22 protein-coding genes are annotated in these 21,629 nt (G+C 64.9%); 17 read left to right on the top strand and 5 right to left on the bottom strand.

All coding sequences use genetic code 11. The features are described from left to right. The 11 genes from AC5IJH_RS17060 to purK form a co-directional block, all read left to right on the top strand. Positions 1 to 942, top strand: a 942-nt coding sequence (locus tag AC5IJH_RS17060) for a hypothetical protein (RefSeq protein WP_491904032.1), incomplete at its 5' end; no start/stop codon positions are given. A 73-nt stretch (positions 943 to 1,015) separates the two neighbouring features. After that, entirely contained in the window at positions 1,016 to 1,234 is a 219-nt protein-coding gene (locus tag AC5IJH_RS17055) for a hypothetical protein (RefSeq protein WP_491904031.1), read from the top strand. Then, positions 1,235 to 1,582, top strand: coding sequence for a hypothetical protein (locus AC5IJH_RS17050; protein WP_491904030.1), 348 nt, complete (start codon positions 1,235 to 1,237; stop codon positions 1,580 to 1,582). A gap of 2 nt (positions 1,583 to 1,584) precedes the next feature. Continuing rightward, positions 1,585 to 3,114, top strand: coding sequence for a terminase large subunit (locus AC5IJH_RS17045; protein ID WP_491904029.1), 1,530 nt, complete (start codon positions 1,585 to 1,587; stop codon positions 3,112 to 3,114). Positions 3,115 to 3,375: 261 nt separating this feature from the next. Next, positions 3,376 to 4,266: a HipA family kinase gene (locus AC5IJH_RS17040; RefSeq protein WP_491904028.1), complete on the top strand. Its 891-nt coding sequence runs from the start codon at positions 3,376 to 3,378 to the stop codon at positions 4,264 to 4,266. A gap of 43 nt (positions 4,267 to 4,309) precedes the next feature. Next, positions 4,310 to 5,119 carry a DUF3037 domain-containing protein gene (locus AC5IJH_RS17035; RefSeq protein ID WP_491904027.1) on the top strand — a complete coding sequence of 270 codons (810 nt, stop codon included), beginning with the start codon at positions 4,310 to 4,312 and terminating at the stop codon, positions 5,117 to 5,119. Between the two features lie 86 nt (positions 5,120 to 5,205). Further along, positions 5,206 to 6,720: a hypothetical protein gene (locus tag AC5IJH_RS17030; protein ID WP_491904026.1), complete on the top strand. Its 1,515-nt coding sequence runs from the start codon at positions 5,206 to 5,208 to the stop codon at positions 6,718 to 6,720. Positions 6,721 to 6,772: 52 nt separating this feature from the next. Beyond that, positions 6,773 to 7,285, top strand: coding sequence for a hypothetical protein (locus tag AC5IJH_RS17025; protein ID WP_491904025.1), 513 nt, complete (start codon positions 6,773 to 6,775; stop codon positions 7,283 to 7,285). A 24-nt stretch (positions 7,286 to 7,309) separates the two neighbouring features. Further along, positions 7,310 to 7,531, top strand: coding sequence for a hypothetical protein (locus AC5IJH_RS17020; protein WP_491904024.1), 222 nt, complete (start codon positions 7,310 to 7,312; stop codon positions 7,529 to 7,531). A 33-nt stretch (positions 7,532 to 7,564) separates the two neighbouring features. Next, entirely contained in the window at positions 7,565 to 8,056 is a 492-nt protein-coding gene (gene purE, locus AC5IJH_RS17015) for a 5-(carboxyamino)imidazole ribonucleotide mutase (protein ID WP_491904023.1), read from the top strand. Beyond that, positions 8,053 to 9,186 (top strand): 5-(carboxyamino)imidazole ribonucleotide synthase, encoded by a 1,134-nt coding sequence (purK, locus tag AC5IJH_RS17010; protein ID WP_491904022.1) that lies wholly within the window; start codon positions 8,053 to 8,055, stop codon positions 9,184 to 9,186. The genes purE and purK overlap by 4 nt, the downstream gene beginning before the upstream one ends. Before the next feature lie 66 nt (positions 9,187 to 9,252). Here the strand turns inward: purK and sucB are convergent, their stop codons facing one another. From sucB to lipB, 4 genes are all read right to left on the bottom strand, one after another. Then, the gene (gene sucB / locus AC5IJH_RS17005) at positions 9,253 to 10,929 is read right to left on the bottom strand and encodes a 2-oxoglutarate dehydrogenase, E2 component, dihydrolipoamide succinyltransferase (RefSeq protein ID WP_491904021.1); all 1,677 of its coding nucleotides are present in this window, start codon (positions 10,927 to 10,929) and stop codon (positions 9,253 to 9,255) included. Between the two features lie 106 nt (positions 10,930 to 11,035). Then, complete coding sequence (locus AC5IJH_RS17000) at positions 11,036 to 12,010, bottom strand: alpha-ketoacid dehydrogenase subunit beta (RefSeq protein ID WP_491904020.1); 975 nt, start codon at positions 12,008 to 12,010, stop codon at positions 11,036 to 11,038. 15 nt (positions 12,011 to 12,025) lie between these two features. Further along, a complete protein-coding gene (locus tag AC5IJH_RS16995; RefSeq protein ID WP_491904019.1) occupies positions 12,026 to 13,339 on the bottom strand; it encodes a thiamine pyrophosphate-dependent dehydrogenase E1 component subunit alpha in 1,314 nt (437 codons plus the stop codon). 84 nt (positions 13,340 to 13,423) lie between these two features. Then, a complete protein-coding gene (gene lipB, locus AC5IJH_RS16990) occupies positions 13,424 to 14,191 on the bottom strand; it encodes a lipoyl(octanoyl) transferase LipB (RefSeq protein WP_491904018.1) in 768 nt (255 codons plus the stop codon). A gap of 310 nt (positions 14,192 to 14,501) precedes the next feature. Between lipB and AC5IJH_RS16985 the strand changes: the two genes are divergently transcribed. The 3 genes from AC5IJH_RS16985 to AC5IJH_RS16975 all read left to right on the top strand — a co-directional run bounded on the left by AC5IJH_RS16985 (position 14,502) and on the right by AC5IJH_RS16975 (position 16,747). After that, positions 14,502 to 15,488, top strand: coding sequence for an NHL repeat-containing protein (locus AC5IJH_RS16985; protein ID WP_491904017.1), 987 nt, complete (start codon positions 14,502 to 14,504; stop codon positions 15,486 to 15,488). Between the two features lie 126 nt (positions 15,489 to 15,614). Further along, on the top strand, positions 15,615 to 16,145 hold the full coding sequence (locus AC5IJH_RS16980; protein ID WP_491904016.1) for a hypothetical protein: 531 nt from the start codon (positions 15,615 to 15,617) through the stop codon (positions 16,143 to 16,145). Positions 16,146 to 16,207: 62 nt separating this feature from the next. Then, positions 16,208 to 16,747, top strand: a complete 540-nt coding sequence (locus tag AC5IJH_RS16975; protein WP_491904015.1) for a putative outer membrane beta-barrel protein — start codon at positions 16,208 to 16,210, stop codon at positions 16,745 to 16,747. A gap of 16 nt (positions 16,748 to 16,763) precedes the next feature. Here the strand turns inward: AC5IJH_RS16975 and AC5IJH_RS16970 are convergent, their stop codons facing one another. Beyond that, the gene (locus AC5IJH_RS16970; RefSeq protein ID WP_491904014.1) at positions 16,764 to 17,855 is read right to left on the bottom strand and encodes an aldo/keto reductase; all 1,092 of its coding nucleotides are present in this window, start codon (positions 17,853 to 17,855) and stop codon (positions 16,764 to 16,766) included. 104 nt (positions 17,856 to 17,959) lie between these two features. On the opposite strand from AC5IJH_RS16970, the gene AC5IJH_RS16965 reads away from it, so the two are divergent. From AC5IJH_RS16965 to AC5IJH_RS16955, 3 genes are read left to right on the top strand one after another with little or no spacing between them, the layout of a single operon-like run. Then, positions 17,960 to 19,306, top strand: coding sequence for a PQQ-dependent sugar dehydrogenase (locus tag AC5IJH_RS16965; RefSeq protein WP_491904013.1), 1,347 nt, complete (start codon positions 17,960 to 17,962; stop codon positions 19,304 to 19,306). Positions 19,307 to 19,338: 32 nt separating this feature from the next. After that, positions 19,339 to 20,271 carry a sugar phosphate isomerase/epimerase family protein gene (locus AC5IJH_RS16960; protein WP_491904012.1) on the top strand — a complete coding sequence of 311 codons (933 nt, stop codon included), beginning with the start codon at positions 19,339 to 19,341 and terminating at the stop codon, positions 20,269 to 20,271. A gap of 15 nt (positions 20,272 to 20,286) precedes the next feature. After that, positions 20,287 to 21,558, top strand: a complete 1,272-nt coding sequence (locus AC5IJH_RS16955; protein WP_491904011.1) for a Gfo/Idh/MocA family protein — start codon at positions 20,287 to 20,289, stop codon at positions 21,556 to 21,558. Positions 21,559 to 21,629 lie beyond the last annotated feature (71 nt).

The following is a 21,629-nucleotide window of genomic DNA, read 5'->3' as shown; positions in this document are numbered from 1 at the left end:
AACGTTCGGATTGAAGGCAATTACTGGGCGGGGTTCTTCAACTCGGATATCAACACGCAGTTGTCGAACTTCAAGATCAGCCAGGGGTGCACCAACCAGGCCGCAGTGGCGACGATGGGGTATTGCGCAGACCTGGTGGATACGAGCGCTGGAGGCAACACGTACACCAATGGCGAGGTGTACGACAACCAGACGCTTGGCCGGAGTTACCGGAACGGGTTCATCCAGCCGGCGTACAACGACAGCTGGACGAATGTGATTTCTGCGAATGGAGACGGGTTCGTGCAGGGGGATCAACCGGGGATCGGCTCGCTGGTTCCGGAGATGGATGTGGCGACGCCGTACGGGGGCATCCCGTTGACGGGTGCGACGCCGGATATCGGCGGGAAGTATCGGGTGCTGATGCAGAATGGCTCGCCGACGAACATCACCGATGTGAAGAACCCGCAGATCGGGCAGCCGATGCACATCACGCTGGCCAGCGCGAACGATGTGCTGGTGGCGAAGAGCAACGGCGGAGCGTGGAAGACGTGCAACAACCAGAACGTGAGCGGGCCGGCGGGACCGATGACCTTCTGGGTGTTCGACCACGGCGGGCATCGCACGATCGCCGAGGAGTGCGACCCGGTGGCTGTGGTCGGGAGCGCGGAGACAGTGGTGTTCTCGGCGACGCCGACCTTTTCGACGGGAACACGGTCGAGCAGCATGGTGCTGGCGGGCAACGTGACGAGCTTCACGCTCGGCGCGGGGCTGGACGGGCAGGAGAAGACGCTGCTGTTCTGCCAGGACGCGACGGGCGGCCGCACAGTCGCGGGGCCCGGGAATGTGCGCGGGCTGATGACGGTGGGGGCGACGGCGGCGAAGTGCAATGCGCAGCACTTTACCTACTCGGTTGGGCAGAGTGCGTGGCTGGCGGATGGGCCGGGTGTGGTGAACGAGTAAGCAGACGGTAGTGGTTGGCAGGATGGGGAGGCCCCGCAGCGACGCGGGGCCTTGCTGCATGGGAGCGAAGCAGATGCGGGGTTGGAAGTTGTGGAGCAAGGGTGTGGCGGCGGCGCTGATTGGCGGCGGCGCGAGTGCGGTGGCAGCGGCGATGACAGAGCCGGGGCTGGCGAACGGAAGCCGCGCGAGCTGGATGGCGCTGCTGCGGATGAGCGCAGTGGCGGCGGTGGTGAATGTGGCGGCGTATTTGAAGCGGAGTCCGCTGCCGGGCGGCATGGAGACGGAGAGCTAAATGGCGAGTGCATTTCAGTTTGCATCGGTGGGTCACTTCTTTGCGGCGGCGTTTCACGATCTGGGCAAGGCGCTGCTGTTCTCGGAGCAGATGGGCGTCAAGGTCGAGCACGCGCAGGGCACGGTGGAGGCGCTGAGCGCGCTGCTGCCGGGTGGGGCCAAGGCAGTCGAGGTAGAGCGCGCGGCCTTCTCGGCGCTGGGGGTGCTGTTGAGCGCAGTGACGGCGACGAATGCAGCAGTGAGCGCGGATGGGCTGAACGTGAAGCTCGACGCGGAGATGGTGGTCGCGCTGCGGACACTGCTCGAGGATGTGCGCGGCGGGTTGAAGGTGCTGGGCTACCAGGTCTAGAGATGGCAAGGCGAGCGATGCACCCGGACGGGCCGGAGCTGGTGGGGCTGGGCAGGCTGCTGGACGAGCGGGCGAGCTGCCTCGGCGGGGAGACGACGGGAGTCTTCCTGGCAGAGGCGCTGCTGAAGGTGCGGACGCGTGAGGGCGCGTCCGCACCGCTGCGGGCGAACGCAGCGCAGCGGGAGTTCGAACAGCGGCGCGGCAGCCGCAATATTGTGCTGAAGGCGCGGCAGATGGGGATCAGCACCTGGGTGGCGGGGCGCTTCTTTCTGAAGACGATCACGCAGCCGGGAACGCTGACGATGCAGGTGGCGCAGACGCAGGAGGCGGCGGAGGAGATCTTCCGCATGGTGCGGCGGTTTTATGACGAGCTGCCGGCGGAGTTGCGGGAGGGTGTGCTGCGGACGTCGCGAGCGACGGCGCGGTCGCTGGTGTTTGCGGAGCTCGACTCGGAGTACCGGGTGGAGAGTGCGGGGGATGCGAATGCAGGGCGCGGGCTGACGGTGCAGAACCTGCATTGCAGCGAGGTGGCGCGGTGGCCGGGGGATGCGAAGGCGACGCTGGCTGGGTTGCTGGCGACGCTGCCGGCCGCGAGTGGCGAGGTGGTGCTGGAGTCGACGGCGCAGGGCGCGCATGGCTGCTTCTACGAGGAGTGGCAGGCGGCGGAGATGAACGGCTGGGTGCGGCACTTCTTCCCGTGGTGGCGGGAGCCGAGCTATCGGCTGGCGCCGGGGGCGGGGGAGGAGAGCTACTCGGACGAGGAGCGGGCGCTGGGGAAGCGAGAGCTGCTGGACGCGGAGCAGATCTCGTTCCGGCGACGGTTACAGAAGCAGTTTGGGCCGCTGGCACGGCAGGAGTATCCGGAGAACGCGGATGACTGCTTCCTGGCGACGGGTAGCTGCGTGTTCGATGTCGAGGGGATCGAGCGGCGGCTGCGCGAGGTGACGCCGGCGGTGGAGCGGCGGTGGGCGGGAGCGCTGGAGGTGTGGCTGCGGCCGGTGCCAGAGCGAGAGTACGTGGTGGCGGTGGATCCGGCGGGCGGCGGCAGCGAGGGCGACTACGCGGCGATGCAGGTGCTGGACGCGGTGACCGGGTTGCAGTGTGCGGAGTTCCAGGGCCGATGCGGGTTGCTGGAGTTGGCCGAGCGTGCGGCTGCGGTGGCGCGGGAGTACAACGGCGCGTTGCTGGCAGTGGAGCGGAACAATCATGGCGCGGGCGTGCTGGCGTACCTGATGGGAACGGTGGGGTATCGACGGCTGGCGGAGTGCGAGGGGCAGGCGGGCTGGTTGACGACGACGCTGACGCGGACGCGGGTGATCGGCGAGGTGGAGCGGTTGCTGGGGGAGCATGCGGGCTGCATGATGAGCGCGCGGCTGCTGCGGGAGATGAAGACGTTTGTGCGGGACGCGCGGGGACGCACCGGCGCGGCGCCGGGGCAGCACGATGACCTGGTGATGGCGATGGGGATTGCGCTGGCGATTCGGGCGGAGCAGGAGACAGGGCATCCAGGCAGAATGCACTCGCGTGCGTGAGGCTGGGCGGTGATCGCTCCGGGAAGGTATGCGAGTTTTCGCGGCAGTTCGTATAGGAGTCTGTCGCGGCACTTGAGACGGGCGATGCGGGACTTGCCGGGGACGGACCGTCCCCGGCACATGCACTCACGTGCGTGAGGTGATGTTGGTGAGGCTCGCGTGGGAGACTCGGAGCGGAAGCGAGCGTGACAGGTAGAATCGGACTTCATCCGAGCGCACTTGTCGCAGTAAGTGTGCGCGAAGGATGACCGGGAGCGACGCGTGGCAGTGTTGGCGGTGCAGCAGATACGAGCGATGCGGGGCGGTGCGCAGAGCCAGTTGATGCTGGGGTCGGACGAGCAGTTGTGGGTGGTGAAGTTCCAGAACAATCCGCAGCACACGCGGGTACTGGCGAACGAGTACCTGGCGACGCGGCTGGCAGCGAGTGTGGGGCTGACGGTGCCGGCGTGCGACGTCGTCGAAGTGACGGACTGGCTGATAACGAACACGCCGGAGTTGCAGATGCAGATGGCGGGAGGGCGGGTTCGCTACCGGGCGGGGCTGCACTTCGGGTCACGGTTTGTGGGTGGGTTGATGCCGGGGCAGGTGGTGGATACGCTGCCGGCGCCGCAGCTTGGCGAGGTGAAGAACCTGCGTGAGTTTCCTGGCATGCTGGTCGTGGATAAGTGGACGTCGAATGTGAATGGGCGGCAGGCCGTGTTCGGCAAGCGGCCGCGGGAGCGGCGGTACACGGCGACGTTTATCGACCAGGGCTACTGCTTCAACGCAGGCGAGTGGCGCCTGATCGATACCCCGCTGCGCGGGGTGTTCGCGAGCAACCTGGTGTATGAGTCGGTGGTCGGCTGGGAGAGCTTCGAGCCGTGGCTGGGGCGGGTCGAAGGGCTGAAGGCGGAGACGATCTCCGAGATCGCGGAGGCGATTCCGCCAGAGTGGTACGGCGGCGACGTGAGCGAGCTGGAGCGTCTGACGGAAGAGCTGCTGGCGCGACGCTTGCGGGTGCGCGAGCTGATCGAGGGGTTCCGGTTGTCGCATCGCATGCCGTTTCCAAACTGGGGGCGGAAGGCGGCCGAGGTGGTGCCGGTGTTGTTTGCGGAGCCATTCCCGAAAGGGGAGTGGGGGAAGAAAGCGGGAGCGGGAAGACTGGTGATGTAGAGGTACGGTAGGTGGGGTGGGTGGAGAGTGGGATGATGTGGGGATGAACCGGCTGCGGTGTGAGTTCTCCGTGATCCGGTATGTGCCGGACCCGGTGAAGAACGAGTTCGTGAACATCGGCGTGCTGCTGCGCGGCGAGGATGCGCGGGCGGCGGTGCGGTTCACGCGCGACTGGAGCCGGGTGCGCTGCGTCGATCCGGATGCGGACACGGCGATGCTCGAGGCGCTCGAAGGAGAGATTGGACGCAGGCTGGCAGAGGATGCCCAGGCCGGGGTGGCGTCGCTTGAAGATGCGCTGTCGAATGCGGTGCAGGTGACGGAGGCGAAGGCGTGCCTGGCGGAGTCCTTTGCTACCGAGATGGATACGTTGATGCAGTTGTATGTGCAGACAGCGAAGCGGCGGCGGGAGAGCCGGCGGACGGGGCGGACGGCGCTGCAGGCGCGGCTGCGGACGGAGTTCGAGCGGGCCGGGGTGTGGGGGCTGATGCAGAAACGGATTCCGGCCGAGCGCTACACGCGCGCCGGCGATCCGCTGCGCGTGGATTGCGGGTATCGGCCGAACGGGGTGCTGCGCTTCTTCCAGGCAGTGTCGCTGGCGGGGGATGTCGAGGGCGCGAAGGTGCTGGCGTTCTCGGCGGCGGATCTGCGCGAGGGAGTAGGCCGGGTGGAGCAGGCGACGCTTGAGCTGACGGCCATTGTGGAGCCGCTGCGCGAGTTGACCGGCGAGACTGAGGAGAGCCAGGCAGCGTACCGGTTTGGCGTGGAGACGATGGAGCGGGAGAGTATCCGGGTGCTGACGACGAGTGACCTGGGCCGGGTGGCGGAGACGGCGCGACGGGAGTTGCGGGTGTAAGGGCGGTTGGCGGCAGAGCGGTACGGCAGCAGAGGGGTACGGCAGCAGAGGGGTACGGCAGCAGAGGGGTACGAAGGCAGAGCGGTGTGCTTCTGTTTACGGGTTATGTGGTGGCGTCGCCTACGCGTGCATTTCAAGGGATGGCGACGGAGGGGCCGCTGTACGCGATCGAAGTGTCCTGCCAGAGTGACGAATTCCTGTTGCAGGCGCCGGTGACGCGGAATACGGCGGAATCTGTGGCGTCGTCAGCGGGAGCTCTGCTGGCACGCATGATGGCACGGGCTGGGGCAGCCGCGCTGCCGGTGAGCGGCGATGCGCTCGGGGTGCAGGTGGGGGGCTTCCAGGCGAAGCCGGGCCGAAGCTGGGCGAGCAATGTGCGAGCGCTGGCGGATGCTGCCCATGCGCGCTATCGCGCGCTCGATGGGCAGGTGCTGTTCGAGAGCATCGGCGCGCAGGTGCATACGTTGAGCGAGGCGGACGACAGCCTGAACCACAGTGCACTGCGAGGAGCACGCACACGGGCCGCGGTGGCGGATGTGACGGTTTGCGGGCCAGTGGAGCCGCAAGCCTATGTCACCGAAATCTTCTTGGGCGATGGGATCACGACGAACTTCGACCTTGGCGGCGTGCCATTGCTGGAGAAGCAGACAGTTCTTTCCGACGCCTTCACCGAGGCTTTGGTCGATCCACAGGTGTGGTCAGTGACAGATGGAGGGAGCCAGGTTGCGTCGACCTCGCGCGGACTCACGCTGTTGAGTGCGGGCGCCGGCGCGGTGACGGCGCTGGACCCGGTGGAGCTGGGTGGGGCGCTGCTGTTCGAACTGGATGGAGTGCAGTTGGACAGCGTGGGTGAGGCGTATGTGGCGGGGCTGGCTGCAGGCTCAATGAATGCGGCCAACCTGGTCGCGGGATTTCATCTGCAGCCGAGCGGATCAAGCGTGACGGCGACGCCCGTGGTGCTGGGAGCACTGGCAGGAGCGAGTGTCACGCTGCAGGTGGGACACTCGTACACCTTCCGGCTGCGGCTCTACTGCAAGGAGCGGCAGCGAGCCTTGCAGACGTACGCAAGCAGCGGCGCGGACGGGAATGTATTCGAAGGCGGTGGATCGATCAGTGCCGGCGCGGCGCTGACGATGGAGGTGCAGGAGACAACGAGCGGCGCACAGTTTGCGCCTACGGTGTTGTACGACGGTGCAATCGTAAGTGCGCCGGTGAGCGCAATCCCTGTCGTGATCAGCAGCGTGAACATGGCCGGCAGCATTGCACGGGTACAGCTGACGCGGCCTGGCGATGTGTGGGTGACATGCACGGCAGTGGGATCGGGTGCGGCGGCCCAGCGGCTGGGACCGACGGCGCAGAGTGCGCAAGCCAACGTGACAAACGCAGGGCGGCTGACCTTCTTCGCCGGTCAGACGCCCGCGGCCGGCACGACGGTGACGATCTTCTACCGGACTGGTGGTCATGCAGTGGCACGGATGAGCTCGGGGGGGGAGTTCCGGGCTGGGCGGAGTGGTGGTCCAAGTGGAGGAGCCGAGGACGCGAACCACTGCAGATTGCGAGAGCGCGGCACTCGCGATTCTCGCGGCATCGACCTGGAGTGAAGGCGCATGGAAGGGGGCGTACGAGACCTGGAATCCGCAACAGGGTGCGGATGTGTGGCCGGGCGATCTGCTGAATGTTGCGGCCAGCTCTGCAAGCCTGGTTGCGCCGCTGCTGGTGCGAGCGGTGAAGATCCAGATGGCCCCGACCGCGCCCGAGATGCTGCACTACACGATCGGCTATGCGAATGAGTGGGCGGAGGAGTTCTCCGTGCGGAGCACGGTGGGCGCGCCTGCGAGTGTGTGGCTTCCCGTGGTGGCGCTGACCGCGCCGACTGCGTTGCCGTCGGCGGCGGGGCTCACTGTGGCAAGCATCAGCACGAGTCAAATACAGGTGGCGGCAGGACTGACGGCGCCGAGCGGCGGTGGCTTCGAGGTACGGCGCAGCGACGGCGGATTCGGCCCGAGCAGCGGAGGAGACCTGGTGCTGCGCAGCCCGGCAGCGAACTTCACGATCGTGCGGGAGGCGCCGGTCGAGCATTACTACGTGCGGTTGTACGACGGGGCAAACCCGCCGAACTACTCGCGGTATTCGAGCGCGATCTTCGTGAACGCGGCAATGCAATAGGGATCTGGTGGGATCGGTATGGAGATGATCAGTGCATTTGAGGCTCAGGTGCTGGCCGATCTGAGCGTGGTGAAGAGTCAGATGGCGTCGCTGCTCGGAGATGGCCAGCCGGGGCGACTGAGTCTGCTCGAAGAGCGTGTGGAGCGGCATGAGTTGAGCGTGCAGCGGGTGAAGGGATTCGCGGGAGCGTTCGGCATGCTGTTCACACTGGTGCAGTTGCTGGTGGAGTGGCTGAGGCCGAGGTGAAGGCAGGGGCGGCAGCCCCGTTATAATGCGGCGATGGTGCACTCTCCGTTGGTCGGCGTAGTGATGGGCAGCAGAAGCGATTACGCGACCATGGAGGTCTGCGTGGAGTTGTTGCGGGACTTTGCGATTCCTGCGGAGGCACGGATTGTCTCTGCGCATCGCACGCCCGATCTGTTGTTCGAGTATGCGTCGACGGCGGAGCAGCGAGGGTTGAAAGTGATCATCGCGGCCGCGGGTGGTGCGGCGCATTTGCCAGGCATGCTGGCCGCGAAGACACTGGTGCCGGTCCTTGGCGTGCCGGTGCCCGCGACATCGATGCAGGGTATGGATGCGCTGCTCTCGATTGTGCAGATGCCGAAGGGAGTTCCGGTGGGGACGCTCGCGATCGGACGGCCGGGAGCAGCGAATGCCGCCCTGCTGGCGGCCGAGATTCTGGCGAACCAAGACCCGGCGTTACGGCAAAGATTGCGCGAGTACCGAGAGAACCGGATGCGCGAGGTGCTGGCGGAAGAGTTGCCGGAATGAGCGCGATTCTTCCTGGCGCGACGATTGGCATCCTGGGTGGTGGCCAGCTTGGCCGCATGACCGCGATTGCGGCGCGGTCGCTGGGCTATCGTGTGCAGGTGATGGATCCGGATCCGTCGTGTCCGGCGCGGTTTGTGGTGGATGCGTGCTTCGAGGGCGGCTGGGATGATGCGAAGGCGGCGGCGGACCTGGCCCGCGGCTGCGATGTTGTGACGCTCGAGATCGAGCAGCTTGCGCTGGACTGCCTGCGCTCTGCTTCGCGGTTTGCGCCGGTTCGGCCCGGAGAAGAGTTGCTGGCGATTGTGCAGGATCGGATCGTACAGAAGGATTGGCTCTCTTCACATCAGACGCCGGTGGGGCCCTATCGCCCGATACGCTCTGCGGCAGAGATGCAAGCGGCGATCGAGGCTTTCGGACACGACTGCTTCATAAAAAGTGCGCGCGGCGGTTACGATGGGCGCAGCCAATTCAGGATCACACCCGAGACAAGCGAGAGCGGCGACGAGGTCTGGCAGGCTCTGGGACAGCAGCCCTGCATTGCCGAAGCAGCCATCGATTTGGATCGCGAGATCTCCGTCATGGTTGCGCGGACGCCCAGCGGCGCTCTGCGGTCCTTCCCTTCGGCGACAAACCATCATGAGCGGCAGATTCTGGCGTGGAGTGTAATTCCGTCGTCGATTCCAGCGGAGATGGAAGAGAGGGCTCAGCGGATCGCGCGCGAGCTTGCAGAAGGGCTGCAGCTCGAAGGCATTCTTGCTGTCGAGATGTTCGTGACCCGCTCCGGAGATTTGCTGGTGAACGAGCTTGCGCCGCGTCCGCACAACAGCTATCACGCGAGCGAGCGTGCTTGCGTGACGAGTCAGTTCGAGCAGCATGTGCGCGCGGTGTGCGATCTGCCGCTGGGCAATGTGGATGTCCTGCGTCCAGCCGCGATCGTCAACCTGCTCGGCGAGGTCTGGGCGGATGGTGTGCCACGATTCGATCGGGCGCTGCGGGTGGACGGTGTGCGGTTGCACTTGTACGAAAAGCACTCGCCGCGCCCCGGGCGGAAGATGGGACATCTGTCATCCGTCGGGAAGACGCCGGAAGAGGCGGTCGAGCGCGTGCTCGAAGCGAAGTCGCTACTCTAGCGCATTCAGCTCCGCAAAAAAGAACCGGCGGACTCGAGGGTCCGCCGTAGTGCGCTTCTCAAAGAATCAGCCGATCTCTTCCGACCAGTTCTCCAGATACTTCTTCACCTCGGCCATAAACTTGCCGGCGTCCGCACCGTCGATGATGCGATGGTCGAAGCCGAGCGTCAGGCGGATGATGCTCCGGACGGCGATGCTGTCATTGCCATCCTTATCTGTGAGCACCGTGGGCTCCTTGAAGAGACCACCCACTCCCAGGATTGCCGACTCGGGCTGATTGATGATCGGCGTCCCGAACTGTTCGCCGAAGATGCCGGGATTCGTAATCGTGATGGTGCCCGATCCGACCTCGTCCGGCTTCAACTTCTTGGCTCGCGCGCGCTCCGCCAGGTCGGCAATCGATCGCGCTACCCCGAGGAAGCTTTTCTCCTCTGCCTGCTTGATCACGGGCACGATCAGCCCCCAGTCGAGCGCTACAGCGATCCCGACGTTCACATGCTGGTGATAGCGGATCGCATCGCCTTCCATCGAGGCGTTGATGATCGGCATCTTGCGCAAGGTGGAGACCACGGCACGCGTGATGAACGGCATGTACGTCAGCTTCACGTTGTTGCGCTGCTCGTATTTCGACTTCTCCTTTTCGCGAAGCTTCACGATCCGGGTCAGGTCGACCTTCCACACCGTGTGGACATGCGCGCTGGTCTTCTTCGAGTCCACCATGCGCTGCGCAATGATCGTGCGCATGCGGCTCATCGGCACCAGCTCGCCTGGCTGAGGTGTGGGAGCAGCAGCCGCGGTCTTCTGCGCGGGCGCAGCGGCGGCCGCCACGGGTGCAGGGGATGTTGCGGCAGCGACTGTCGCTACGGGTTGCGCCTTGGCTGTGCCACCCTGCTCGACGAACTGCAGGATGTCGTCCTTGGTGATGCGTCCGCTCGATCCGCTGCCGGAGACCTGGCGCAAATCGACCTGGTGCTCCTTCGCGATCTTGCGCACCAGTGGCGAGGAGCGCACCCGGTCACCGTGCGCAGCGGATGCGCTGGTCTCAGCAGCAGCCGCGGGCACGGATGAAGCAGGCGTTCCCGATGGGGCAGTTGCGGCGGTGGCAGCAGGCGCCGACGGCGCCGGAGCGGAGCTGGGCGCGGCTGCACCCCCCCCGATCACAGCAACGACCGTATTGATCTGCACCGTGGTGCCGGCCTGCACCTTGATGTTGGAGAGTGTGCCGCTGGCAGGCGACGGAATCTCCGCGTCCACCTTGTCGGTCGAGATCTCGAACAGCGGCTCGTCACGCTGCACGCTATCGCCGACCTTCTTCAGCCACTTGGTGATGGTTCCTTCAAAAATCGACTCACCCATCTGCGGCATGACCACATCCGTGCCGGTGCCGCTGGTCGCGGCTGAGGCTGGCGGTGCCGCCGCTGCGGGTGCTGCCTTCACAACCGGCGCTTCCTGCCTGGGCGCTTCCGCCTTGGGAGCGGGCGCAGCGACAGGCCTGGCTGCCCCATCGGCATCGCCGATCACTGCGACAACAGTGTTGATCTGCACGGTGTTGCCGGCATCCACCTTGATCTCGGAGAGTGTGCCGCTGGCAGGCGCGGGTATCTCCGCGTCCACCTTGTCAGTCGAGATCTCAAACAGCGGTTCGTCACGCTGCACCGTCTCGCCCGGCTTCTTCAGCCACTTCGTGATCGTTCCTTCAAAGATCGACTCGCCCATCTGGGGCATTACGACGTCTGTCGGCATCGCTTCTCTTCCGCCTTCCCTAGCAAACCGCGCACCGCCTCAGTGCGGCGCGCGCATAACTCAATCTGAAGATCACCGGCTCATGGCCTGCGACCGGGCCCTGCACTCAATATGCGACCAGCCGGCGGGCCTCGCGCACAACGTCTTCCACCTTCGGAAGGAACGCCTTCTCCAGCGGCGGCGAGAACGGCACCGGCGCATCGAGAGCGGCGATCCGGACGATCGGCGCATCCAGTGCGTCAAAGGCCTCTTCGTTGATGATCGCAGCGATCTCGCCGGCGATGCCACCCGTCTTCGTATCCTCATGCAGCACGATCACACGGTTCGTCTTGTTGACCGTGGCCGTGATTGCCGCATTGTCCAGCGGCAGCAGCGTCCGCAGGTCCAGGATCTCGAGCTCGATGCCTTCCTTCGCCAGGATCCCTGCAGCCTCTTCGGCGACATAGACCATCGCTGCATAGGTGATTACGGACACATGCCGCCCCTCGCGGTGGATGCGCGCCTTACCTATCTCGACGATGTAGTCTTCGGTGGGCAGCTCTTCCTTTACGCGGCGATACAGATATTTGTGCTCGAAGAAGAGGACCGGGTTGTTGTCGCGGATCGCTGCCTTGATCAGGCCCTTGGCATCGCGCGCTGTCGCAGGCGCCAGCACCTTCAGGCCGGGCGTGTGCACGTAGAACATCTCGGGATTCTGCGAGTGGAATGGACCGCCACTGACGCCGCCGCCCGAGGGCCCACGCAGCACCAGCGGTGCCGGCGCTCCCCAGCGATACATGCTCTTTGCCAGAATCTGCACGATCTGCGAGTGGGCAGAGCTAATGAAGTCCATGAACTGGAACTCGCCCACCGGCCGCAGCCCCGTCAATGACGCTCCATAGGCTGCGCTCGCGATCGCCATCTCGGAGATCGGCGTGTCGACCACGCGCTCTGTGCCGAAGCGCTGCAGGAAGCCTTCCGTCACCTTGAACGCGCCGCCGTAGACACCGACGTCTTCGCCAATCACAAAAACCCGTGGGTCCCGCTCCATCTCCTCCCACAGGCCCTGGCGGATCGCTTCTAAATAGGTCACTGCTGCCATTGCTCTTCGGATCCTTTACTTGTAGTGCGTCGTCGCGCTCGATTCGGCCAGTTGCGCGCTTGCATTCGCGTTTTGCACCTTTACGTCGCCGTACTTGAGCGGTATCTCGACGGAGTTGTCGCAGTAAACATCTGTGCCGGCCTCTGCTGGATCGGGCATGGGAGAGGCCTCTGCAAACGCGCGCTCCTCGTCCATCAGCTTGTCCACATCGGCCTTGATGCGAGTCGCTTCCTCCGCTGTCAGCCAGCCTCGCTCGATCAGGTAATTCTCCATCCGCAAAATCGGGTCACGACGCTTCCAGTATTGCTTGACCTCCGCCGGCACATAGACGGCGGCGTCGTGCATGGCGTGGCCCTTCATGCGCATCAGCTTGGCTTCGATCAGCGAGGCGCCCTCACCGCGGTAGGCGCGCTGCACGGCTTCATACGTGGCGTCATAGACCTGGTTCGCGTCTGTGCCGTCGACGATGACGCCGGGCACACCGTAGCCGAGCGCGCGATCCGCCAGGTCCTTGCAGGCAAACTGCAGCTCCACTGGTGTCGAGTAGGCCCACAGGTTGTGCTCGACCATCAGGATCACGCCCAGCCGCTGCACCGCTGCGAAGTTGAAGCCCTCATAGGTGGGGCCGGTGGACTGCCCGCCATCACCGATGTAGGCGAGGCAGGCGATGTTCTTGCCCTGGATGCGCGCGCCGAGCGCCACGCCGGCGCACACGCTGATGGAGTCGCCGAGGTGCGAGATCGGCGCAATCACATTCAGCTTCTCGTGGTCGCCATAGTGCGAGCCGGATTCGCGGCCGCGCGTCGGCGAGCCGCCCTTGGCCATGTACTGCATCATCGTGTCGCGCGGGCGGAAGCCCTTCACGATCATCGAGCCCTGGTTCCGGATCATCGGACCGAGCCAGTCGTCCTGGCTCAGCGCGTACGCCGATGCGACGGAGCAGGCCTCCTGCCCCAGGCTCAGATACAGGCCGCCGATCACCTTGCTCTGCTTGTACATCCGCTCCAGCGAATCTTCCATGCGCCGGTTCGTGATCATCAGCCGGAAGACGTCGAGCGACTGCTCACGATTCAGGTACTTCGAAGGCCGCATCGGCGGCGGAGGCGCGCTCGTGTCCCCGACCACCTTGTAGTGGTAGTTCCCGTCTTTCCACTCGCCTTCGATGTGGAACGGCAGTTGCTCCAGCCGGTAGTCGGGAATGCCGTGGGGGTTCCTGGTGGGGGGCTGCTGCTCCAGATGCGTTCCGCTTCCGTTGGATCCGTTCCCTACATCTGTCGCTGTGGCCGTGGACGCCCCAGCACTCTTTGTTTCTGGTTTTCTACTCGCCATCGACAGCGATCCTAGTCGGTCAGTACCGAACTGGTCATTCTATGCCAAAAGCATAGTGTGGCACCGACACCCAGCCCCAGCTGGCTACAACTGTTGTTCGCCCAGGTCCTTCGGGGCCGATGCCATGGAGGCGTCAGCCGCCTCCTGCAGGATCGCCTCGATCGAATCGCGCCACAGCATCTGGGTGCCGAACACATGGCCAAACTGACGCGCCACCCGCTCGGCCGCAGTCTCGAGGCTCAGGTCGGGTGCGGAGCTCTCCTGCTCCAGGCTGGTCACCCCCCGATCGGCGATCCCGCAGGGCACGATCCACGCAAAATCCCGCAGGTCAGTCGTCACATTCAGCGCGAAACCGTGCGACGTGATCCCCATCGAGACATGGATCCCGATCGCAGCAATCTTCTTCTCCGCCACCAGATCGTTGGCTTTGGTCCAGACGCCCGTGCGGCCCGCGACGCGCTCCGTCGCTACACCGTAATCGGCGGTTGTCCGGATCAGGACCTCTTCCATCCGGCGCACGAAATCCACCGGCCCCAGCCGCTTGCCCGCGGCCCGGATGGGCCCCCGCAGATCGACGATCGGATACCCCACCAGTTGCCCCGGCCCGTGGTAAGTCACGTCGCCACCGCGGTTGGTCTCGACGAGCTCGACCCCTCGTGCGCGCAGAACGTCATCGCTCAGCAACACATGCTCCCGGCCAGCGTTCCGCCCCAGCGTCAGCACCGGCGGGTGCTCGAGCAGCAGCAGCAGGTCGGGCACTCGCCCGCTGCGCCGCAGGGCGACGAGCTGCTGTTGCAGGGCGAGCGCGCTGCGGTACCCCACCCGGCCGAGATAGACGACGGACAGCACCATGGACCAGCCACTCTCCCGCAACATTCTTTCACTACCGCTCGGTCTTGTACTCGCCGGTTTGATCAGGGTGCCTGCGAGTGCACACTGCATTCCGCAGAGCAAATGCCATTCGTAACCGTAATTTATCTTGACGGGAAGGCAACCGTTTGCTCAGATGAGTTCCGTCACCCCCACGGAGGAAGTGCTTCAGCGACCAGTCGCCGCGCGTCTGCGGCACAATCACATCTCCTGTCAGGACTGCGGCACTCCCCCGTCACCTCCGCGCCAGCAGTCCTTCCCTGAGCTCACGCAAGAAAGGCCCCTTCTCCCCATGAAACAGATCCTGATCGCTATGCTCGCCTTGTCGGCTGCTTCGCCCCTGTTCGCACAGACGACTTGCCCCAACCAGACCATCTTCCTGGTGTTGCCTGACGCCATCCGCGCCTATCCGCGCAGCGCCTCCGGCGACACGCTGCCCTGCCAGAACATCACTGGCCCGCTCACGACACTGCAGGACGGCAACTCGATCGCGGTCAGCTCGCACGGGTTTCCCCGCGTCACGCAGTTCAATGCCGGCCTCAGCAATGACGTCTTCGCGCCATCCGCGACCGGGAACGTCGCTCCCTATCGCGTCGAGGGCGCAGGCGATAACGATCTTCTAAGCATTGCAACCGACGGCACCTATGACTTTGTGCTGATCGAAAAGGGAGGAGAGCCACAGGTTGCTGTCACCAATGCCTCGAACCCGAAGGCGACCTTTTACGTCTCCAACCTGAGCGGCAATCAAGCAGGCGGCCTCGCCGTTGACCTGGCGAAGAACCTGCTCGTCGCCGGTTACGACATCAATGGAAACGCGGTCGTCGATATCTACGGCACCTCGGCCAGCGTCACCAGCCCCTCGTTGATCGGCCAGATCACCGGCGCGAACACCGGGTTGCTGCAGCAGACCCAGGGTGACTACGCGCACAATCCGATCTCGGTTGCCGTGAATCCCACCACGGGTGAGATCTACGTCTACACCTACTCGAATAGCGCGAACACGCAGCAGATCAGCGTCTTCCCTGCGAACTCGAATGGCAATGTGGCGCCCACGCGTGTGATCGCCGGCTCAAGTACCGTGTTCGGCGCTCCTGGCATTAAGAACAACAAGATCGCGGTCTCGAGCGATGGTCACCTGTTCGTTGCTGAATCGAACAACATGATCCTGGTCTTCGCCCCGGGTGCGTCCGGCAATGTGGCGCCGTCCCAGATCATTTGGGACAGCACCGCCCCTGCGAATGTGGCCTACGGTCAGGCGGGTATCGCAGTCCGCAACTAACGCCATGCTGCGGGGAGGCCTATCCCGGCCTCCTCACCAGCGCCTCTGCGCGCAGCTAACGCCAGCGCAGCTTTGTACATCCCACTCTGACCAGCGTTACTTATTCCGGTACGAAGCGAGGCGTTCATGTCGCTCCCCCGTCTACGTGTCGCAGTGGCTCTTCTTCTGTTCGCTCTCGGTCTTGCCAGTGTGCCTTGTGCACAGGCGCAGGTCGGTCTCTACGCTGAATTCGGCGGCGCCAAGATCAACGCGCCCAACAATGACTGGATCTACGGCCCCACCTTCGGTGCGTACGCGGATTTCATTCCGCTGCCCATCGTGCACATCGGGGGCGACCTGCGCGCGTCTATCCTGGGCGTCTCGCAGACCACCACGCTCTATAGCGGCCTGATCGGCCCCCGCATCTCGGTTCATCCGCACGTGCTGCCCATCAGCCCCTACATCGAAGCCGTCGCGGGTATCGGCCATTACGACTATGGACGCGGCTTTGGCGGGGACACCAAGTTCGAGTACCAGTTCCTTGGCGGCATCGATCACACCATCATCCCGCGCCTGGACTGGCGCGTGGTCGAGTTCTCCTACGGCGGCCTGAGCGCCCTCGGCAGCAGCCTGCACCCGAAAACCATCAGCACCGGCGTGGTCCTTCGCCTGCCCTGAGCCTCGGGCCAGGGCAGGCAGCAAGCGGAGAAATGCTCTACCCTGTAGGCAGGTTCTCCTGAATGAAACGAATCCTTCGCCGTCCTGGCCTTCCGCTGCTCGCTGTCCTGTTTGCCCTTGTTCCGTTCGTTCCCGTCTCGGCGCACGCCCAGACAGCGATCTATGGCGGCTTCAGCGCCGCAAAGCTCGACTACCCGACTGACAAATGGGCCTATGGCGGCAACTTCGGGATCTACTCCGACTTCGTCAAGCTGCCCGCAGCCCGGGTCGGCGCAGACCTGCGCTTCTTCGCCATCCGGCCGGACAGCAACACCAACCTGTTCAGCACCCTGATCGGTCCCCGCGTGGCCTTTCACCCCAAGCTGATTTCGCTGACGCCGTACGCAGAGGGCCTGATCGGCTCCGGACACTACAGCTTCGGCAACAACACGCCCAGCCGCACCAAGTTCGAGTTCCAGGTGCTCGCCGGCGTGGACCGGCCGATCGTGCCGCACCTCGACTGGCGCGTGGCAGAGTTCGCCTACGGCCAGATGGGCACGTACACGTACCACACCAACCTGCACCAGAAGACGATCAGCACCGGCCTGGTACTCCGCTTCTAAGCCGTAGCTTCTCGCCTCAGCCCTTCGTCCGGTCGGTGAAGCGGAAGAACAGCGACTGCTTCGCCACCGGCTCGGCTGCCGCATGCAACTCTGCCATCTGGGACTGCGACAGTGGCGTGAAGTCGCGCGCGATCTGCACGTTCTCCTCGAGCTGGGCCACCGTATCGCAACCCACGATCACCGTGCTCACCGGGTGCGAGAGTGCGAAGCGCATCGCCGCCTGCATCGTCATCACGCCGGTGCGGGTCGCAATCGCAGAGCCCTCCCACATGTGCTGCTGCTTTTCGACCGGTGGCGGTGTCCAGCCCGTCAGCAGCCGTCCGCGCGCCGGCACCTTCATGCCGATGATCCCCATCTCTTTCTCAACGCACAGCGGCAGCAACTTCTCCTGGAACGAGTGCAGGTGGCCATCGGCCGCATTCAGCGAGAGCAAAATCGCGTCGAACGGATGCCGGTTGACCGCATCAATCAGCGCCTCCGGCCGGTAGTGGCCGGTCACGCCGAGAAAGCGCACGACCTTCTGCTGCTGCATCTCGAGCAGCGCCTCCATCGCGCCGCCCTTTGCAAACACTGCATCCACGTCCTCGGGCAGGCCAATGTCATGCAACTGCCACAGGTCCACATGGTCTGTGTTCAGCAGTTGCAGCGATCGTTCGATCATCCGCATCGAACCGTCCCGCGTCCGCTCCTTCGTCTTGGTCGCGAGAAAGGCTTCCTTGCGGCGCGCCTTCATCACGCGTCCCACATACTGCTCGCTCCAGCGCTCCGGGCCGCCGTAGATCGACGAGGTATCGATGTAGTTCACGCCCAGGTCGAGCGCGCGCTCGAGGATCGGCACCGCCACATCGAAGTTCGCCGGCTTCTCGAGCGAGGCCTGCCCGCCCAGGCTGAAGATGCCGACCTTGTAGCCGGTCTTGCCCAGGTTGCGCGTCGGCATGGCCGCCGTGGTGCGCGGATTCGAGGGCAGCGGACCCAGCGTTGCCGCCTGCGCAGTGCCCGACGCCGCACCCTGCGCCAGCAGACCCGCGGCTACGGCTCCACCTGCCTTCAGAAAAGTGCGGCGATCCGGGCTGGTCGAGATTAAATTCTGGGAGGACGGCTTTTTCATCAGGGGAACCTCGCGATCGGGATCGGACCAGCCATTCTAGACCGGTTCGCAGGTGTGCATCGACCGCTATTGGCCGCATCGCCCGTTGCCGCGACACTGAACACATGCTTCACCGTTTGCTCATGCTTCTGCTCGCCAGCGTGCTGGCCACGGCCCAATCGCCCGCCGCGCAATCGGCCGCCGAACCGCAACTCGCGCCGCACACCTTCCCTGCGCGCCACGGCGATTCGCTGACGCTCTCGCTACCGCCGCAGTTCGGCATCAACGTCGCGCTCACCGGCCTGCATCGCGTCCGGTTCTTCGCCATGGCGCCCGATCAGCGCCTCTTCGTGACCGACATGTACGATCGCACCGATAATCGGCGCGGCACGGTCTACATTCTCGAGGGCTGGGACGCCGCGCGCCACACCTTTGCGCGCGCAACGCCATACCTCGGGCACCTGCGCAACCCGAACAACCTTGCCTTTTACACCGATGCACGCGGCCAGCAGTGGCTCTACCTGCCGCTCACCGATCGCCTCTTGCGCTTCCGCTACAAGGCGGGTGACACGGCGCCCACCAGCGAGCCTGAAGTGCTGGCCCACTACCCGGACTACGGTCTCGATTACAAATACGGCGGCTGGCACCTCACCCGCACGGTCGCCTTCGGCAAGCTCCGCGGGTCCGATGGCGCGCTGCACGACAAGCTCTTCGTCAGCGTCGGTTCGTCCTGCAACGCCTGCATCGAGAAGGAACCGATCCGCGCCACGCTTTCCGTGATGAATCCGGATGGCAGCGACGCGCGCATCGTCGCCAGCAACATCCGCAACGCCGTCGGCCTGCTCTGGGATGCGCAGAGCGCGACCCTGTACGCCACCAACATGGGGGACGATCAACTCGGCACCCACGCACCGGAGGACCCCTTCTTCGCCATCACCGCTGCCGAGCTTGAAGCAGCCCTGCGTCCCGGCAAGCCACTCAATTACGGCTGGCCATACTGCTACTTCGAGAACGGCACCGTGCACCCGGACCCCGCGCTCGGAACACTGCCGGGCGCCCGTTGCGATGCGGTGCCCGCTGCGTACACCACGTTTGCGGCGCACAGCTCGCCCCTCGGGGTTGCCCTCTTTCCATCGACCGATCCGCTGCTCGGGTCTAGCTTCCTCGTCGCGCTTCACGGGGCAGGCCACCCACGTATCGGCACTGGTTACAAGATTGTCCGCTTCGACGCACAGGACCGCTCGGCGCACGACTTCCTGCGCGGCTTCCTTGTCCGCACTCCACTTCCAGGCAAGCCTGATACCGTGCGCGTGCTTGGGCGCCCCTGCGGTCTCTTCCGCATCGCGCCGGATAGCTTTCTCTTCACCGACGACGTCAACGGAGTCATCTACGCCGTCTATCCCGCTGCTCCCACGAAAGCTGCCAAGATGAACCACGTGTCCGGTGGACAAACCACTCGAGCGGTGCAATAAAGGTCTCCGTTCCGCACTCTGGAGGACCCGCCATGCGCCGACGTGATTTCCTCGCCACTGCTGCGACTGCCGCCGCGCTCTCTCCGCTCGCTCGTGCCGTGCCGCATGCATTCGCTCCCGCAGCCACATCAGGGCATATGCCGCTCGGTCTGGTCATCACGCCCGCGGACGGTCCGGAAGAGACCCTCCGCCGCGTGCACGATCTCGGCATCCCCACCTGCTTTTTGTCGCTCGATGGCTACCTCGGCCGCTTCACGCCGCATCTCGCCGATGAATTGAAGACGCTCTTCGCGAAGTACAACGTCACCCCGACCACCGTCGAAGTCGTCGGACCGAAGCCACTCGACTGGGATTTCATGCGCGGCCCGTCCACCATCGGTCTCGTCCCCCGCGCCACACGCGCGGCTCGCATCGACGCACTGCGGCAGGTCTCGGACTTCGCGAAGCTCATCGGCGTTCCGCAGGTCCAGACCCACTGCGGCTTCATCCCCGAAGACCCGGCCGACCCGCTCTACCCCGAGGCGGTTGCCGCCATCCGTGAGGTCGCCCAGCACTGCCAAGCCAACGGCCAGCGCTTCCTGATGGAAACCGGGCAGGAGACCCCGACCACCATGGCGCGCGCCCTGCGCGATGTGAAGATGCCCAACGTCGGCGTCGGCCTCGATACCGCCAACCTGATCCTCTATGGCAAGGCCAATCCAGTAGACGCGGTCGCCATCCTTGGGCCGCATGTGCACGCCGTCCACGCCAAGGACGGCCGCTGGCCCACCGATCCGGACAAGCTCGGCGAGGAAGTTCTCATCGGTACCGGCCTGGTCGACTTCGCGAAGGTCTTGCGCGGCCTGCGCGATGCCGGCTACACCGGCGCGATCTCTATTGAGCGCGAGACCCACGGGCCGCAGCAGATCGCAGACGTGCGCAAGGAAAAGGAATACCTCGAGCACGTGCTCGCCCAGCTCAGCTAGTCAGGTGCCCACATCATGAACCGACGCGACTTCCTCACCAGCTCCACCGCCGCCTCCGGGCTCCTCTTCGTCAAGCCATCCACCGCCTTCGGCTATGCAGCGAACTCCGCGGTCCGGCTGGGCCTGCTCGGCTGCGGCAATCGCGGCACCTCCGTGGCGGAGTCGATGGTCAAGAACACCGGCGCTCGCCTGGTCGCGCTTGCGGACATCTTCCCCGACCGCCTCGCCAGCGGAAAGGAGCACTTCGACGCGCTTCTCACCTCCGTGGGTCAGCCCGCTATCGATCCACGCCTCACCTTCCATGGCTACCGCGCTGTCGAAGAGCTCGCCGCGTCCAAGGACGTCGACGCGATCCAGATCTCGACACCGCCGTGGTTCCATGTGGGGCACCTCGGGATTGCCGTCGACGCCGGCAAACATGCCTACTGCGAAAAGCCCATCGGGGTCGATGTCGCGCAGACGAACCACGCGCGGGAGATCGCCAAGAAGGCCCAGGGCCGTGTCAGCGTCGACGTCGGCTTCCAGATCCGCAGCGCGCCACCGTTTGTCGAGGTGGTGCGCCGCATCCATGAGGGCGCGCTTGGCAAGCTGGCCAGCATCACCTCCTACTACAACGCGCCGGCTTCCGTGCAGGTCAGCCGTCCCGGCATGTCCCCGGACGAGACGCGCCTCCGCGACTGGCTCTGGGACCGCACCCTCTCCGGCGATATCCTCGTCGAGCAGAACATCCACGTCATCGACATCTGCAACTGGGTTCTGGGCGCGCACCCGCTCAAGGCGAAGGCGACCGGCGGCCGCAATGTGCTCACCCACGCGGGCAACTGCTGGGACAACTACGAGGTCATCTACACGTATCCGGACGACGTCCACGTCAGCTTCTCCTCGACGCAGTTCGGCAACTTCGGCTTCGATGTGTCGGAGCGCGTCTACGGGGCCGATGGAGTGGCGGAAATGCCCTACTCCGGCCCGCTGCGCATCCTCGGCAAGAACGCCTGGACATGGCAGGATCCCGCTGGCACACCGAAATCCGACGCTCCCGCCCGCTTTGCCGCGAACGGCGCATTCACCGACAACCTGCAGTTCGCCGATCGCGAGAAGGACCGCGGCTTCATCGAGAGCATCACCAGCGGCCAGTTCCACAACCAGATCGAAGACGGCATCACCACGGCACTCAGTTGCATGCTCGGCAGGGAGGCCGGCTACAGCGGGCGTGAAGTCTCGTGGGATGAACTGCTCGGCATGAAGCAGGACTGGCCGCTCGGGATCGACCTCAAGCAGTTCTCCTGATCTTCATAGTGGCGGGGCGCGCTTTCTGCGACGCCCCGTCCAGTCACGCATCCATAGCAGCAGTTCCCCCC

The organism is Candidatus Dedyshia acidiphila (genome assembly GCF_051025295.1).
In the GTDB taxonomy this organism is placed as follows: domain Bacteria; phylum Acidobacteriota; class Terriglobia; order Terriglobales; family Acidobacteriaceae; genus KBS-83.
Note: the sequence above shows the minus strand (reverse complement) of the source record. Positions and strands in the feature narration are given on the sequence as shown.